The sequence below is a fragment of the Halorhodospira sp. 9622 genome (assembly GCF_022228025.1).
Classification (GTDB): Bacteria; Pseudomonadota; Gammaproteobacteria; order Nitrococcales; family Halorhodospiraceae; genus Halorhodospira; species Halorhodospira halophila_A.
The window spans coordinates 1-14,520 of the sequence record NZ_JAJNRE010000038.1 but is presented as its reverse complement, the minus strand read 5'-3'; the positions used below and the strand labels follow the sequence as shown (position 1 = coordinate 14,520).

General features: G+C 59.0%; 14 protein-coding genes. All 14 read left to right on the top strand.

The features are described 5' to 3' along the window. The first annotated feature begins 132 nt into the window (after nt 1-132). Nucleotides 133-1,005, top strand: coding sequence for a serine/threonine-protein kinase (locus LRG07_RS12750; protein ID WP_238642573.1), 873 nt, complete (start codon nt 133-135; stop codon nt 1,003-1,005). Between the two features lie 15 nt (nt 1,006-1,020). Continuing rightward, nucleotides 1,021-1,815 (top strand): PP2C family serine/threonine-protein phosphatase, encoded by a 795-nt coding sequence (locus tag LRG07_RS12745; protein ID WP_238642572.1) that lies wholly within the window; start codon nt 1,021-1,023, stop codon nt 1,813-1,815. Between the two features lie 242 nt (nt 1,816-2,057). Further along, nucleotides 2,058-3,428, top strand: a complete 1,371-nt coding sequence (locus LRG07_RS12740) for a protein phosphatase 2C domain-containing protein (protein ID WP_238642571.1) — start codon at nt 2,058-2,060, stop codon at nt 3,426-3,428. Nucleotides 3,429-3,431: 3 nt separating this feature from the next. Further along, complete coding sequence (locus tag LRG07_RS12735) at nt 3,432-4,271, top strand: hypothetical protein (protein WP_238642570.1); 840 nt, start codon at nt 3,432-3,434, stop codon at nt 4,269-4,271. Between the two features lie 31 nt (nt 4,272-4,302). Further along, on the top strand, nt 4,303-4,671 hold the full coding sequence (locus LRG07_RS12730; RefSeq protein WP_238642569.1) for an FHA domain-containing protein: 369 nt from the start codon (nt 4,303-4,305) through the stop codon (nt 4,669-4,671). 54 nt (nt 4,672-4,725) lie between these two features. Next, entirely contained in the window at nt 4,726-5,463 is a 738-nt protein-coding gene (locus tag LRG07_RS12725; RefSeq protein ID WP_238642568.1) for a MotA/TolQ/ExbB proton channel family protein, read from the top strand. Between the two features lie 37 nt (nt 5,464-5,500). Continuing rightward, on the top strand, nt 5,501-6,115 hold the full coding sequence (locus LRG07_RS12720; RefSeq protein WP_238642566.1) for an FHA domain-containing protein: 615 nt from the start codon (nt 5,501-5,503) through the stop codon (nt 6,113-6,115). A gap of 13 nt (nt 6,116-6,128) precedes the next feature. Beyond that, nucleotides 6,129-7,190: a DUF1566 domain-containing protein gene (locus tag LRG07_RS12715; protein ID WP_238642565.1), complete on the top strand. Its 1,062-nt coding sequence runs from the start codon at nt 6,129-6,131 to the stop codon at nt 7,188-7,190. A 41-nt stretch (nt 7,191-7,231) separates the two neighbouring features. Beyond that, nucleotides 7,232-8,557 carry a trypsin-like peptidase domain-containing protein gene (locus LRG07_RS12710; RefSeq protein ID WP_238642563.1) on the top strand — a complete coding sequence of 442 codons (1,326 nt, stop codon included), beginning with the start codon at nt 7,232-7,234 and terminating at the stop codon, nt 8,555-8,557. Between the two features lie 47 nt (nt 8,558-8,604). Further along, nucleotides 8,605-8,880 (top strand): FHA domain-containing protein, encoded by a 276-nt coding sequence (locus tag LRG07_RS14105; protein ID WP_370641539.1) that lies wholly within the window; start codon nt 8,605-8,607, stop codon nt 8,878-8,880. Between the two features lie 11 nt (nt 8,881-8,891). Then, the gene (locus LRG07_RS12705; RefSeq protein ID WP_238642561.1) at nt 8,892-9,659 is read left to right on the top strand and encodes a DUF805 domain-containing protein; all 768 of its coding nucleotides are present in this window, start codon (nt 8,892-8,894) and stop codon (nt 9,657-9,659) included. A gap of 451 nt (nt 9,660-10,110) precedes the next feature. Beyond that, nucleotides 10,111-11,328: an FHA domain-containing protein gene (locus LRG07_RS12700; protein ID WP_238642560.1), complete on the top strand. Its 1,218-nt coding sequence runs from the start codon at nt 10,111-10,113 to the stop codon at nt 11,326-11,328. A gap of 146 nt (nt 11,329-11,474) precedes the next feature. Continuing rightward, complete coding sequence (locus LRG07_RS12695) at nt 11,475-13,154, top strand: transporter substrate-binding domain-containing protein (protein ID WP_238642559.1); 1,680 nt, start codon at nt 11,475-11,477, stop codon at nt 13,152-13,154. Between the two features lie 149 nt (nt 13,155-13,303). Then, nucleotides 13,304-14,520, top strand: a 1,217-nt coding sequence (locus LRG07_RS12690; RefSeq protein ID WP_238642558.1) for a protein kinase, incomplete at its 3' end; no start/stop codon positions are given.

The following is a 14,520-nucleotide window of genomic DNA, read 5'->3' as shown; positions in this document are numbered from 1 at the left end:
TCCTGTTTGTCCTGCCTGTGCTGAATAATTCTGGGTCCGGGGCGTGACTGTCCGGAGAGAGCAGGGCGCCACAGGTTTGAAGGAGCCTCGGGGCGGGCGGGGCTCGGGAGGCCAAGGAGTTAGGGAGAGGCGATGAGCGTTCCGGATACCCACCACATGGCGCTGCCGCCGGGTTGCTGGCTCGAGCGTTACCGAATCGAGCGGGAACTGGGTCACGGCGGTTTCGGGATTACCTATCTGGGCCTGGACGCTGATGACGGCTGCCGGGTTGCCATAAAGGAGTACATCCCCCGCGAAGTGGCCTGGCGGGAGTCCGGTTCCACCGTGCAACCGATCTCCGCCGGCGATGCCGAGTTGTTCGAATGGGGCCTGGAGCGTTTTCTGGACGAGGCGCGAACGCTGGCGAAATTTGATCATCCGGGCATTGTGGGTGTGCGGCGTGTATTCCGGGCCAATGAGACGGCCTATCTGGTCATGGAGTACTGCGATGGTCACGTCTTGGACCGGATGCTGGCGCGGGAAAAACGTCTGGCGGGTGAGCACGTCGCGTACCTGGCCGAGCGGTTGCTGGATGCCCTGGACACGATGCATCTGATGGGCGTGATCCATCGCGACGTCAAGCCGGGCAACATTCTGATCCGGGATGATGGCTCACCGCTGTTGCTCGATTTCGGCTCCGCACGGCAGGCGCTGGGGCGGCGCAGCCAGAATCTGACCTCTTTTATCACGCCTCACTATGCGCCCCTTGAGCAATACTCGGCGACGAGCAAGCAGGGACCATGGACGGATTTGTACGGTCTGGCGGCCACGCTGTACCACTGCCTGAGTGGTGAAAAGCCGCCGGATGCACCGCAACGCATGGATGGCTTGGAGCTGGTGCCGTTGGCGAGAGCGGCGGGTGATTGTCCGCCGGGGCTGGCTCGTGCGGTGGAGGCTGGCCTGACGGTGAGCGCCGTGGACCGTGTGCAGTCGGTCCCGGAATGGCGGCGAGTGGCTGGATCGTGACGGAGGGGAGGCGAGTTGGAACCGGAGACTGATTACGCTGGACGCGAGGACGTCGGGCGTCGGCAGGCCCAGGAAGATTATTACGCCTTTGCCTGTCCGGACGGTGAGGGGACCTCCTTGCTGTTGGCTGTGCTCGGCGACGGTATGGGCGGCGCGGAAGGAGGGGCACTGGCCAGCCGCAGCGCGGTGGAGGCGTTCATTCACGCATTTCGACAGGCTGGCGCCGGGCAACCCGTTCAGCACCGGCTGACCAGCGCCTTGGAAGCTGCGAATCAGGCCTTGGCGCGCATCGTCGACGAGCGACCCGATCTGGATGGTATGGGGACGACGCTGGTGGGAGTCTGCGTTACGCCGGCGGGGCTGGATTGGGTCAGTGTGGGAGACTCACCCCTCTATCTCTACCGTAGCCGGTACCTCCAGCGGCTCAACGCCGACCATTCCATGCAGCCGCTGATTGATGATGAGGTGCGCTTGGGGCGGCTGAGCCCGCAGGACGCCGCCCGCCATCCGGAGCGTAATGCACTGCGCTCGGTGGTCGGCGGCGAGCCCATCGAGATGGTGGATGCCAGCACTCGGCCCGTGCCGTTGCAGGCGGACGATGTCGTCGTGCTGGCCAGCGACGGCCTGCTTACCTTGCGCGAACACGATATCCAAAGCGTGTTGCAGCGATACCCAGGTGCCTGTGCGGGTGATCTGGCCGAGCGGCTGTCGGCGGAGGTATTGGCCTGTGACGAGCCCGGCCAGGACAACCTGGCGGTGATGACCATCAACGGGCGGATCATGACTGCCCAAGCCGGAATGGGGGCTTGAGCCCGGGGGTGGTCACAGGCGCCCGGGGCTTTTCCCGATTTTAATCCGCGCTGTTGAACGTCGCTTTAGACAGCGGTAGCGTTTGACCCTTGTTGCAGCGCCGTGCCCACTGGTCATATTTCCAATCATTCTGATTAAAAAGGAATTTGGGGGCCGCGCCAACCGATCCGCCTGCCCGTCGTGCATACCCCGGGATGGAAGGCCGCTAAACGGACCACCAGCATAACCACGGAGAGCAGAAAATGTCCCAACCGACCCAGGCCGTCCAACAGGCTCTTCGAGAAGCGCAGTGGGCTTGCGAGTTGCACGTGGGTGGGCGCGATGAACAGCAGGACGCTGTGCAAGTGTTTGAGTCTTCGGACGGAAAGGGCTTTCTGTTGATAGTGGCCGACGGCATGGGGGGCCACCGTGGTGGCAGCTTGGCGTCCGAGACGTTGACCGAAGTGGCCGGCGGCTTATGGCTGGCCTGTGACGAAGCGCCGCGGGATCCGGGCGCGTTTCTGGACGAGCTGATCCAGCGGGGCCACGACGAGATCAATCGTCGCGGCCGTGAGCGGGGGCTCGAGCCGCGCTCGACCGTGGTGGTGCTGGTGGTGCGCGAAGGAAACGCCTGGTGGGCGCATGTAGGAGACAGTCGGCTGTACCATTTTCGGTCCGGGAGTTGTCTGCATCGGACGCGGGACGACTCGCTGGTGCAGGTTATGCTAGACGCCGGGGAGATTACCCCCGAGGAAGCCGAGAACCATCCGGATCAGAATCGGGTATTGCGGAGTATCGGCGGTGATGAGAATCTCAAGATTCAATATGGGGGAACCGAGATATTACCGGGCGACGGCTTTGTGCTTTGCTCCGACGGTCTGTGGGGGCCGCTGACAGACGAGGAGTTGGCGGCGCTGGTGGAAGAGCCGGACGTGAAATCAGCAGCCCACTCGGCAGTGGCGGAGGCGGTCCGGCGCGGTGGGGCCAGTGCGGACAATGTGTCGTTGGCGGTGCTGCGGTTAGGAGGGGGGCAGCCAAGTTCTCCCCGGACCTGGCAAGCCGGTTGGGTGGCCGCGGCGATCGGCTCCCTTTCTCTAGCGGCAGTGTTGGGCGGCTACCTGCTGTTGGGACCAGAGCAACCTGATCCGCAAGAAGCTGCGCAAGAGCAAATGGGGGATGGGGCGGATGAGGACGCGTTAGACCCGGCTGATGATCAAGAGGCGGAGCGGGCTCCGGACGAGCCCCATGATCCGGAAGAAGAAGATAAGAGAGATGAACAGGTTCCGGACGAAGCTGATGTCCCGGAAACGGAGCGGACCCGGGATGATGCCGATGACACCGAGGAGGGAGACGGCAAGTCGGATGAACTGCCGGCGGACGAGGCCGATACCCCGGAGTCGGAGCGGTCCCGGGATGAGGGGGACGACCCGGAGGAAGCGGCTAAAACCGAGGTGGACAAGCAAGATGAGCGTAATGACGACCGGCGTGAGGAGATGGAGAACGCCGACGGGGCAAATCCAGGTGATGATGAACGGCAGGACACGGCTGGCCCGAACGGCGACTCGGTGAATGAAGGGGATACGAACCAAGGGGGTTGGTGGGGTGCGTTCCTTCAGCTTTTTCGGGACCGCTAACTCATGCGTCGCAAGAGCCGTGAAATAAGCATCTTTGGCGTCTCTACCCTCGATATCTTCGCCTCAGCCATGGGCGTCTTCATGCTCATCGCTGTGGTTCTTTTCCCGTATTATATGAAAAACAGCAGGGCGCTTGAGCTGCGCGATGAAGCGCTTGCCGAGGCGGAGGCACAAGCCGCTGAAGCCGAGCGCCAGGAAAGACGAGCCGAGGCAGCCGAGCAGGAAACGGAACAGCAGCGCGAGCGTGCTGAGGCCGCGGAGGAGGAAACGGAACAGGAGCGCGAGCGTGCTGAGGCCGCGGAGGAGGAGCTGAAGGAGACCCACCTGCAGGTGGCTATCACCTGGGAATGGGGCGACGGCATCGAATCAGAGGATGATATCGATCTCTACTTGGTTGATCCAAGCGGAAATGTATTTAAGCATGACCAACGAACGCATCCTGGTGTACCCGGAAAATTGCTCGTCGATACGCTACATACACCGGGCGGGGAAATCTGGTCCGCGGCGCGCGCAGATCCAGGGGTTTACACCGCCTGTATCGCCCGTCACCGTTTCGACCGGTCTGCGGACCTAACCGTAGAAGGTGTCGTTGCGCATAGAGATGGGCGTGATGCGCTGCCCGATGTGGAGATAGGCTCCTCAGTTACCGCAGCGACAAGGGCAATGGCGGCGGTCAAGGTTCACCAGGACGGTGAGGTGTCCGTCCATCAAGTCCGCCAGGAGAGTCTCCTCAGAGATGAATGTCCCGCCGCCCCGGATCAGTTATTGCCCATCGAAATAAAAGGGTTAGAAGCGACGGGTCAGTGCACTTGCTTCCAAAGAGGGCCGGGGAAGCATAATTGATTCATAAAGGGCAAGCTATCGGGAAGTAGCAATGAATATCAAGGCGGGAACCTACACCATTGGTCGCAGTCCGGATGCGAATATCGTGCTCCCCGAAAGGGCAACGTCCGCGAGCCGGATCCATGCGGAGCTGGTGGTAACGAACGATCACCGACTGTTCCTTGTGGACCGAAACAGCAGCAATGGAACTTGGATGCGGATGCCCGATGGTTGGGAAGCCCTGACACAAAGCTATATAGAACCCGATGACTGGGTCATCTTCGGGGATTATGGGGTTTGCATGAGCGAATTGCTGTCTCAGGTTGCTGCTCGTCCAGCGCCGAACCCGTCCGCACCGGAGCTAAGGCCTCGGGGGCGTCCTATGCGGAACCCGGAAACCGGTGAAATTTACTACGTGTAAGTTTAGGGGGTCGGCGTGGGTATGCGGGGGCACGATTTGGAACAAAAAAGGCTGATGGTCGCGATTATCAGCGCCGGAGCCGGATTGGTCTGGGTGGTGTTACTGCACTTCCTGCTGCCGGCGGACGGGTATTGGGCGGAGTTTCTCTTGGACCGCCAGGGTAGCTTCTATCCGTTATCCATCCAGAACCTCATGTGGTTGATTTTCTTCGTCGGTCTGGGAGAGTTGGCGTTTGCGCTGTGGCGGATGTGGGAATCCCGGGCTGAGCTTGACCAGCATTACTTGCCGGAGGACGAGGAAACGGTCCTGGTGGTTGATGACCTGGGAGGGTTGTATAAGAACCTGCGCAAACACAAGGGATTAGAACGCGGATATTTCTTGCCGCGCTTAATACAGCGGGTGGTTTTGCAGTTCCAATCATCCCGATCCGTTGATCAGGCCAGTGTCCTTCTGAATTCCAGTCTCGAGCTTTTCATGCATGAGCTTGAGCTGCGTTATCAGATGTTGCGTTATATCTCTTGGTTGTTGCCTACGCTGGGTTTTATTGGAACCATCATTGGGATTTCCCGGGCCTTGGCCTTCGCAGCCGACTACGGTGAGGACCACGGTGATTTATTGCCTGATCTTTCTTCTCAGCTGGCGGTGGCATTCCACACCACCTTGTTAGGCCTGCTGATGTCGGGGGTGATAGTGTTCGTATTATATTTAGTGCAGGGCAAAGAAGAAAATGTTCTGAACCAAGTTGGCGGGTATTGTCTCGATAATTTGATTAATAGACTTTACGAGCGGTAAGAAGAGGAGAGCGACCATGAGTGACAGGACTCGTAGGATGGATCCGAATGAGATCAAAAAGACTGAAGATCTTGGTAAAGATGCGACGCGCATTGGAGGCGAGGGCGTGGTCCCGCCCACCGAGAAGATAAACAGAGGTGGTGGGGGAGACCAGACCCGTGACCCCCAGCCCACGGTGGATTCCGGAACGGACGATAAGACGCGTTTGCATAGACCGAAAAAGAAGGACGCTGCTGGTCACGGCGCGGATGGTCAATCGCCTAATGACCAGACGGCTGCGGGTGATCCGAACGCGCTGCACGATGATCCCGTAGTGGGTTGGCTGGTCGTTGAGAGGGGTCCTGGTCGGGGTACGGCGCGGGAGCTGGGCTATGGCATGAACTCGATTGGCCGGGCGAAGGACGAGCGGGTGTCCGTGGATTTCGGGGATCATGAAATATCTCGTCATAATCACGCGGTCGTAACGTATGATCCGCGTGGGCGTCGCTTTTATGTCCAGCATGGAGATGCCAAAAATCTGACGTACGTGAATGATAGTCCCGTTCTCCAGCCCGTGGAGTTAGCTGGAGGAGAACAGATCGCGCTCGGTGATACGGTTCTGCGTTTTGTTGCGCTCTGTGGGCCGGATTTTGACTGGCAGGATAACGAGTAGAAGAGCGAACGTCATGGAAGCGTCCGTGCAGATTACTATCGGCCGTAAAAGCGACGAAGGGCAGGAGCCCGACGTCGTTTTTCCGGCTGAAAACGATGATGTCAGCCGGCTCCATGCGGTTGCGACCTGGGAGCCGGCGTTGAATTGTGTGGTTGTACGCGATCAGGGCAGTGTCAATGGCACGACTGGGGTCGATGGTGCGGTGGTGGCTGCGGACGGCTCGATTCGGGTGGAGCCTGGTCAGGCCGTGCTTCTTGGCGAGCAGCGACTGGAGTTCATCGAGCTCAAACGAGCCCTCGATCAGAAACGACGTCAGCTCGCCGCGGAACAGGCCCGAGAGCAAGCAGAACAAGCCAGGGTGCGGCGACGTCGGCGGGTGCTTCAAGGTGTGGCAGGCGTAACCTTGGTGGCGGTTTTGGCTGCCGGTGCCTGGTTGTGGCTGGCGGAGCGTGAACAGCGGCAGATGCTGGAGGCAGACCGGGAAGAGCTGCGCCAGGAACTGTCCGAGGTTAGGACCCTCGCTGGTGACGCGGGAGTTGCCCTTGAACAAGCGCGTGCTGCGCGGGACGAGGCTGAACAGGTGCTCGAGCAATCGCGTCGGGAACTCGAGGACGCCGAGATGGCCGGTTCCTTCGTCCTCAACGAAGATGGGACGGTGACGGATGCTCGCACTGGGTTGATGTGGCGGCAGTGTCCGCTTGGTATGGAGTGGTATGCAGACAAAGGGTGTGCCGGTGTTTTCGAGCGCTTCCCTTGGGTTTCCACGGGAAACGACCATACCGTGCAAGCTGGCGTGGATCTGATAAATCGTGATGGCGGGTACGCCGGTCACGACGACTGGCGTCTACCGGAAAGCTGGGAATTGCTGACGCTTGTCGAAAAGGATGGCGGCTTGCGTGAGCCAGAGGCGTTTGTCGAGGTGCCGTTGTCCGTGTTCTGGACCAGGACGCCGTGGGAGGCAAGCGCGGATCGGTACGAAGTCGTTGATTTCGAAGACGGTCTGATGAAATGGCATGAAGGGGCACGCGAGCTCCCAGTGATGATCGTCCGCGAGGACGAACGGGTTAGCGAGTGATAGCCAGTGCCCTATCGCCTCCGCGGAACAGGATCCGGAAGATGACAGTCAAGAGTCCCAGGGCCATTTTCGTACTGCTATTTCTGACGAGCTTTGTCGGTGCCACGAAAGGGGCAGAGGAAACCCGACAGCAGGTCGTTCAGATCGTGGCCACTGATGTTGAAGAGGGGGCGGGTAGTGGGTTTGTTATTGCGCCTGGATATGTGGTAACCAACTGGCACGTGGTCGCCCCCGCTGAGCACTTGGGCATAGCGATTCGGGAGCCCGGTGAACGCTTCGAGGAGGCGGCACCGGCCACGGTGGCGTGGCAGTCGGAGGAACTGGATCTTGCGGTGCTGGAAGTCGATGGGCTCGAACTCGCCGGGTTGCCATTGAACGAAAAGGAGCCCGCAGTCGGTAGCACCGTCCACGCCGTGGGCTACCCTGGGATCGTAGAAGATACACGTGGCGAGGTTCTCCACCCAGTGCAAACCACTGGGGCGATCAGTTACGTCGGACAACATTCATGGGCTGTTGGGCAGCAGGCTTCGGGTTCCGAGCAATTGCTCGTCTTGGCTCATGACGCAGATATCCATGGCGGAAACAGTGGTGGACCGTTGGTCAACGAATGCGGTCAAGTTGCGGGTGTGAATACGCAACGCCACCAACTCCATTTACCGGTTGAGGCACCTTTTGGCGGCTCAGGCGAGGAGGTTATGCGCTTGGCGCAGGGCCCGGGGTACGCCTCGCATGTTTCAGAATTGGTCCCTCATCTGGACCAGCTTGATATTCCCTATCAGTCAACGCGCAGTGCCTGTGATCCGGCACAGAGCGGGGCCTCGCCTTTTTTATATGCGGCTTTCGTGGGCTCCGTCGGACTGGCAGCGTTTGCTCTGGTGATGGCACTTCGGCGGCCACGGATTATCCAGGAGGTTGTGCGAGAGACCTATACTCAGTGGCACGAGCGTAGAGACCGTAACGCTCGGTCAAGGAAAAGAAAAGAAGCTAAAGAAGCTAAAGAAGCTAAAGAAGCTAAAGCCCCGAAGAGGGTGACCTTACGCTGGCGGGAAGGCAAGCGAGCGGGGAATTTGCCTCTATCCCAGTCCAAGCTATCGCAGACGGACGGTTGTACGATCGGGCGGGACCCGGCGGTCAGTGATATTCGATTAGAATCGGATAGCGTCTCCCGGCGACACTGTGCCCTGCGCCAACGCAGCGGTGTTTACGAGATTCGTGATTTGAGATCGACGAACGGCACACGCGTGAACAATAAAAGGCTAGAGCCCTTCGAGTGGCATCCGATCCAACAAGGGGACGAAATCAGCTTGGGGAGTGTCCGGGTCGCGGTGGAGTCTGCGCACCAGTCGAATGAAGGGCACCCCCATTGATTAATTGGTTGCTTTCGGGGTTTTCGTATGATGGCAACGTCGTTCGAGTGACCTTCGCGCTCAGCGATTTCCAATGCAGCCCGAATGGCTTAATCCTCGGGCGCGATGAGGATTATTGTGACCTGGTTGTCGATTGTAAGACGGTTTCAAAGCAGCACGCGGCGCTTGTCCTAGAAGAGGACGTATTGTGTATCGAGGATCTTTCGTCAACCAATGGCACCTTGGTGTCCGGGGAGCGGCTTGAGCCGGGATTCCGTTACTATATCGGGAGTGGTTGCTATATCAAACTCGGCGGAGCTGAGTTGGAACTAACTAAAATCTAATAGGGTGCGACATGCATTGGTACGTTGAGGCGCTCCGCAAATATGCTGTGTTCCGTGGTAGGGCACGCCGGAAAGAGTACTGGGTATTTTTTCTTGTAAATACGCTTGTTTTTGTTGGCATTGGTTTTTTGTCAGCTTTTGTGAGCGCTTCCGGCGATGTCAGGACCGGCGAAGCGGTTTTGTGGGTTCTCCTGATACCGTTTACTCTTTTTATCCTGATTCCCCATCTCGCAGTTTGTGTGCGGAGATTGCATGACTTAAACTTATCTGGATTCTGGATTATCCTGTTCATTGCGACCCCGGTGGTTGTTGATCAGGTTGGCTTTTACTTGTTCCCGGGTAGTGACGCGGTCCCTGTTCTGTCGTTGAGTATTTCTGCGGCGTGGCTTGTTGTCGCCGCGCTGCCCGGAACGAAGGGGGAAAATCGTTTTGGTCCTGACCCGCTGGGAGAGCAATCAGGGGGGGTGTTTGGCGGTGCGGGTCCACTAGATGGAAAGCGGTCTGGCCAGATCGGATCTCAGCGTTTTACGGTCGGTCGTTCCGAGGAGGCGGACCTCAAGCTGGATGTCTTCGATGATACGGTGAGCGGTATACATGCTGAGCTTCGCGTTGATGAAGACGGCAGTGTCAAGTTGATCGACCGCAATAGCACGAATGGTCTGTTCGTTTTCGATGGTAATAACTGGCGCAATGTTTTGCGGTGCGAGTTATCCAGAGATACCCGCGTGCGCCTGGGCGGGGTAGAGGTTTCAGGTCGTCAACTCCTTGAGGGCAGGTGACGAGGCTGGAGCTTGGGATCGTGGGCAGTACAACCAGGCAGTGGCGTTGGCGGCTCAATGTATTAGGCGATGCCCCGGGGCGACGCTGGCGACTCCCCACAAGTCGTCTGGACGGGGTCTGGGGTCCCTGGATCCTCGACATCTGCCCCAGACCCCCCCCTCCACCCGGGCCTTCAGGGCGACGTGCCTTAGGTGTCGGATGGCCAGCGCCCCACGGACCCTCGACCTTCATCACTGCCGCTGCCTCACCTCCGGACCGCTACAGTGACCACCCACGGTGGGAGCAATCAGACTCCGCCATGCCGGGGCTCTACGGCGCCACCGTCACGGGGACCCCGCATGCCAAGGCTCATCGAAGAGGCATTCACGGCTTCCCGGGCCGAAGATCAAGGAGCTGGCGCCCAGACGGGTTGTGTCCGCACCCCAGGGGGCGACGTGAAGGGGAGTCTAAATGAAAACAGTATATATAATCGGCCGCGACCCGCATGCGGATATTGTTATAGACGATGGCCAGGAGACCGTTAGCCGTCGGCACGCGGAACTTCGCCGGGGCAAAGGTGCGTGGTACCTTGCGGACCTGCAAAGCGCGAACGGGACATACGTTTACGATCCCGAAGCCGGGTGGGTGGCGGCAAATGGACGAAACATTGATCCCCAAGACCGTATCCTGTTGGGCAGCCACGAGGTGTCGGGGCGTTTTCTTCTACAGCAAGGGCCGCTGCCCAATACGGGCGAGCGTGATCAGCCGGAGGTTGGCCAAAGGCGATCGTCCCAGAGGTCTGTTGCCGAGGACCGTGCGATGGAGGAGGTGGCGGATCAGGACGGCTGGACTATCGGGCGCCATCCATCCGCCGATATACCCATAGGAGCGGATGACAACACGGTTAGCGGTTCCCATGCTGTGTTACTTCCGCCCTCGTCGGGGCGCGAAGAGTGGGTTCTGGTGGACTGCGGCAGCACCAACGGCACCTATGTTTGGCGTGCAGGACGATGGGACGCGGTCAAGCGGGCCCGTGTCAAGGCGGGTGATCGTTTGTCGTTCGGGGCGTACGAGGCGCGTTTCGAGGATCTGGTCAATAAAGCCCGAAAGGTGGAACGAGATCTGAGCAGATCACAAGGGGCTCCGACGCCTGAAGAGAAGGCCGACCGCGATCCAGACCCTCATCCGCCACCAGAATCGAAGGGAAAAGCGTCGCGCCCTGTGGCCTCCTCGACCCAGGGCTACAGAAAGTGGGCAGCGCGTGGGATCGAGGGTTTGGGCGCATTAGGCTATCTGGCAGTGGCAGGCGTTGCCGTTCTTTTTCGCGTCACCGGCGCGCTTATCGGCTATGGCGTCTTTCTGCTTGTTGTGGGTTCTATCGCGGTGGTAACCGTCCCTAACAAATCGGTCCACATGGAGCGTATGGATGAAGTCATGCCCCGGCTTTTGGAGCGGGGGGTGGAAGAGGAAGTCGGACTCCGGCCGCCGGAACGGCTTGCAGCCGGTGGCTGGAGGGTTCTGCGGCCAACCGTCGAGTTCAAGTATGAGGACTGGGTGGTCGCGTCGGTGCTGTATATAGAGGACGACGACGGGGAGTGGGAATGGGTCTCATTCGGTGTCTTTGGAATGATCATTAATCGCGGTGAAGTTGGTTTGATGATCATCGAGCGTGCAGAGGATCTCGAGTAATCCGGCGCACGCCGCTGAGCGTTGGGCGACAATAAGAAGATGTCGCAAATAAATATTGAATACGGCATGCGCTAGGAGAGATGGATATGTGTTCTAGGTTTTTGGGGCTAGGTCGGATAAGACCCGCAGCAGGGGTCGCTGTATTGGTGTTCTTTTTGGCCTCGAGCGCTACTTCCATTGCTGATGATGCGACTTCCTACCGAGTTGAGCATGGTGATACACTGTCAGCGATCGCATTACATTTTTACGGCGATGCGTCGTTGTATGGGGCAATCTTTGAAGAAAATCGGGATCAAATGAACAGCCCCGATCACCTGTTCTCTGGTCAGAGAATTAGAATACCTCGTGAGCCGGATACGGCGCTTGCTGAGGACCGCGAGGTTAGCATCGCAACGAGTGATGATTACGTGCCTTATTCGGACTCTCGCCTGAAGGGGCATGGGGCCGGGCCGATGTTGGCGGAATCACTATTTGAGCGTGCAGGATATGATGTTACGCTCACGGTTCTTGATACATGGGAAGAAGTCGAGCAGGCTGTAAAGGACAAAGATTTTGACGTAGGAGTTCCTTACGCTAGAACGGATGACCGAGAGCATATTTATGATTTCTCGGACGGCTTCATTGATGTGACGACAAGGGCGTTCGTTCGCTCCGATGATCAAATTCCCTCGCGGTTCGATTCAGAGGATCTTGCCGGGCGGATCGTGTGCAAGCCCCACGATTATTTTACCAGCGACATCGATCATCTCGTAGCTGCCGGCCATGTTGGAATAATCCTCGGGAGATCGCCGCTCGATTGTTTTGATCGGCTTCTGGATGAAAGGGCCGATGTGGTTGTTTTGAATCGGTTCACCGGGTGGGCCACTATACAGGATAACGAGCACTTGGGCACCGATGCGATAGACATGCTTGAGGAGCCCATGGGAACGGTCCAAATGGGGATTATGGTTTCCAAGGACCACGCTAGTGGCCAAGAACTATTAGAAGATTTCAACGAGTCGCTCGAGGGGGCGTCTGCGCTCATCAGCGAAACAAATAGGGAACTGCGTGAAGATTTCGCCGTGACGTTTCCCGATTTGCGCGAAGTGATGGTCAATCGACCCTATGAGAGGAGTGCTCACGGAGAGCCTGTGCACCTCGTATCGGGGAACAATTACTACCCCTTCAGCGATGAAGAGCTTCCGAGTCAGGGGATGGTCACAGATATCGTGACGCGGGCGTTCGAGGATCACTTGGAGCGTCCGGTCGAGATAGCGTTCAAATCGTGGGTGGAGGGTGCTCAGGCAGTCTTGGACGGGGAATACGATGCAACGTTTCCCTATGTGCGTACAGAGGACAGGCGCAGTGATTATGCGTTTTCTGATATGTTGTATGGGATGGCTGTTCAGATCTATGTGCGTGATGGTGATCCGTTAGAGGAATATCGAGGGATTATGGATCTGGAAGACTATGTCGCGTGTAAGCCGGAAGGCTACTATCGGCAGGATCTTCAGGAGGCGCTGGATAGGGGGCTCATCCAGATTGTGGAGGCTTCCGACGAAGAGGCGTGTTTTCAGCGCTTGGTGGAAGGCGAAGCAGATCTGGTAACTATGAATCGGTTCACCGCAGAGGCTGCGGTGGATCGTGCGCCGGACGTTGGAGATGATGACGTTCGAGAGGTCGAGGGCGCCATCGCGCAGATGGGACTTCATCTGATGGTGTCTAGAGAGGACGGTGAGTCGAGGGAGCTGCTCGAGGCATTTGATGAGGCGATCAAAGAAATGCGCAGCACAGGGGAGCTACAGGAAATACAGGACAAGCATCTCGAGGATTTTCAAGGGGGGTGACGAAGGTCCGTTGACCGCAGTCAATGGTGTGAAACACCGACCCTCTGGCGGGCAGACTGGGGTTGGCGGGGAAAGAATTAGCGGGTTGTGAAGGTCAGCTCGCCCTGGCTAGGTAGTAGCCGTAGGTCCAAGCAGAATAGGAAGGTGCGATGAGCGAAATATATGCCCACCACATGGCCCTGCCGGGCGGTTATCAGCTGGAGAATTACCGTATTGAGGCGGAGCTGGGCAACGGTGGGTTTGGCATCACTTATCGTGCCTGGGACACTCGGCTGGAGCGGCGGGTGGCTATCAAGGAGTACCTGCCGCGCGAGCATGCGTATCGGGATTCGGGCTCCACAGTGCGCCCTATCAGCGGCCAAGATGCAGAGATGTTCGAGTGGGGGTTGGAGCGTTTTCTTGATGAGGCGCGGACCCTGGCGAAGTTTGACCACCCGTCGATTGTGCGGGTGCTGCAGTTTTTCCGGGCTAATGACACGGCCTATCTAGTGATGGAGTACTGCGATGGCGCGCCGCTGGACCGGGTGCTCAAGCGTGACGGGTGCCTGGCGCCGGCTCAGGCCCAAGCGTTGGCAGAGGCCCTGCTTGGCGCCCTGGAGCAGCTCCACAGGCAGGATGTCATCCACCGAGACATTAAGCCGGCGAATATCTTCATCCGGGAGGATGGCACGCCGGTGTTGCTGGACTTCGGTTCGGCGCGCCAGGCGGTGGGTGGTCGCAGTCGCTCGATGACTTCGGTGGTGTCCCCGCACTACGCCGCGTTTGAGCAGTACTCGACGAACGGCAATCAGGGCCCTTGGACAGACCTCTACGGCCTGGCGGCGACGCTCTATCACGGTGTGACCGGCGAGCGTCCGCCGGAGGCGAGCAGCCGGATGGAGCACGACGAACTCGTGCCGGCGGTTGAGGCGGGACAAGGTTATCCTCGATCGTTGCTGAAGGCCATGGATGCCGCGCTTCAAGTGCGCGCCGTGGACCGTGTGCAGACTGCTCAGGAGTGGCGGCAGCTGATGGGTGAGAGTGCCCCGGGCGGCCGGGGTAACAAGGAGCGCCGTCGGTGGCCAGCAGTGGCCGCGGTTTTGGTTACGGGGGGCGCGGCGACGGCACTTGGGGCGTATTGGTATTACCAGGCGGAGGCGGACCGGGCGTCCTGGGCAGAGGCAGAGGAAGTTGATACGCGCTCCGCCTATGAGGCCTATCTCTCGGATTGCGATGGGCGGCCGGTCTGTGCCCACCAGGAGACGGCTGAGAGGGTGCTGCAGCAGCCTAGGCTTGGCACGAAGCTGCATACCTTCGAGGGGCATGGGAGCAGTGTGCGTTCGGTGGCTATTGCCCCGGATGGTGAGTGGCTGCTATCCGGGGCAAA

Excerpts from the sequence above, each read along its gene's own strand:
- LRG07_RS12725 (WP_238642568.1), top strand. The coding sequence starts at position 4,726 with ATGGTCGCGATTATCAGCGCCGGAGCCGGATTGGTCTGGGTGGTGTTA.
- LRG07_RS12740 (WP_238642571.1), top strand. The coding sequence starts at position 2,058 with ATGTCCCAACCGACCCAGGCCGTCCAACAGGCTCTTCGAGAAGCGCAG.
- LRG07_RS12720 (WP_238642566.1), top strand. The coding sequence starts at position 5,501 with ATGGATCCGAATGAGATCAAAAAGACTGAAGATCTTGGTAAAGATGCG.
- LRG07_RS12715 (WP_238642565.1), top strand. The coding sequence starts at position 6,129 with ATGGAAGCGTCCGTGCAGATTACTATCGGCCGTAAAAGCGACGAAGGG.
- LRG07_RS12700 (WP_238642560.1), top strand. The coding sequence starts at position 10,111 with ATGAAAACAGTATATATAATCGGCCGCGACCCGCATGCGGATATTGTT.
- LRG07_RS12735 (WP_238642570.1), top strand. The coding sequence starts at position 3,432 with ATGCGTCGCAAGAGCCGTGAAATAAGCATCTTTGGCGTCTCTACCCTC.
- LRG07_RS12710 (WP_238642563.1), top strand. The coding sequence starts at position 7,232 with ATGACAGTCAAGAGTCCCAGGGCCATTTTCGTACTGCTATTTCTGACG.
- LRG07_RS12730 (WP_238642569.1), top strand. The coding sequence starts at position 4,303 with ATGAATATCAAGGCGGGAACCTACACCATTGGTCGCAGTCCGGATGCG.
- LRG07_RS12750 (WP_238642573.1), top strand. The coding sequence starts at position 133 with ATGAGCGTTCCGGATACCCACCACATGGCGCTGCCGCCGGGTTGCTGG.
- LRG07_RS12705 (WP_238642561.1), top strand. The coding sequence starts at position 8,892 with ATGCATTGGTACGTTGAGGCGCTCCGCAAATATGCTGTGTTCCGTGGT.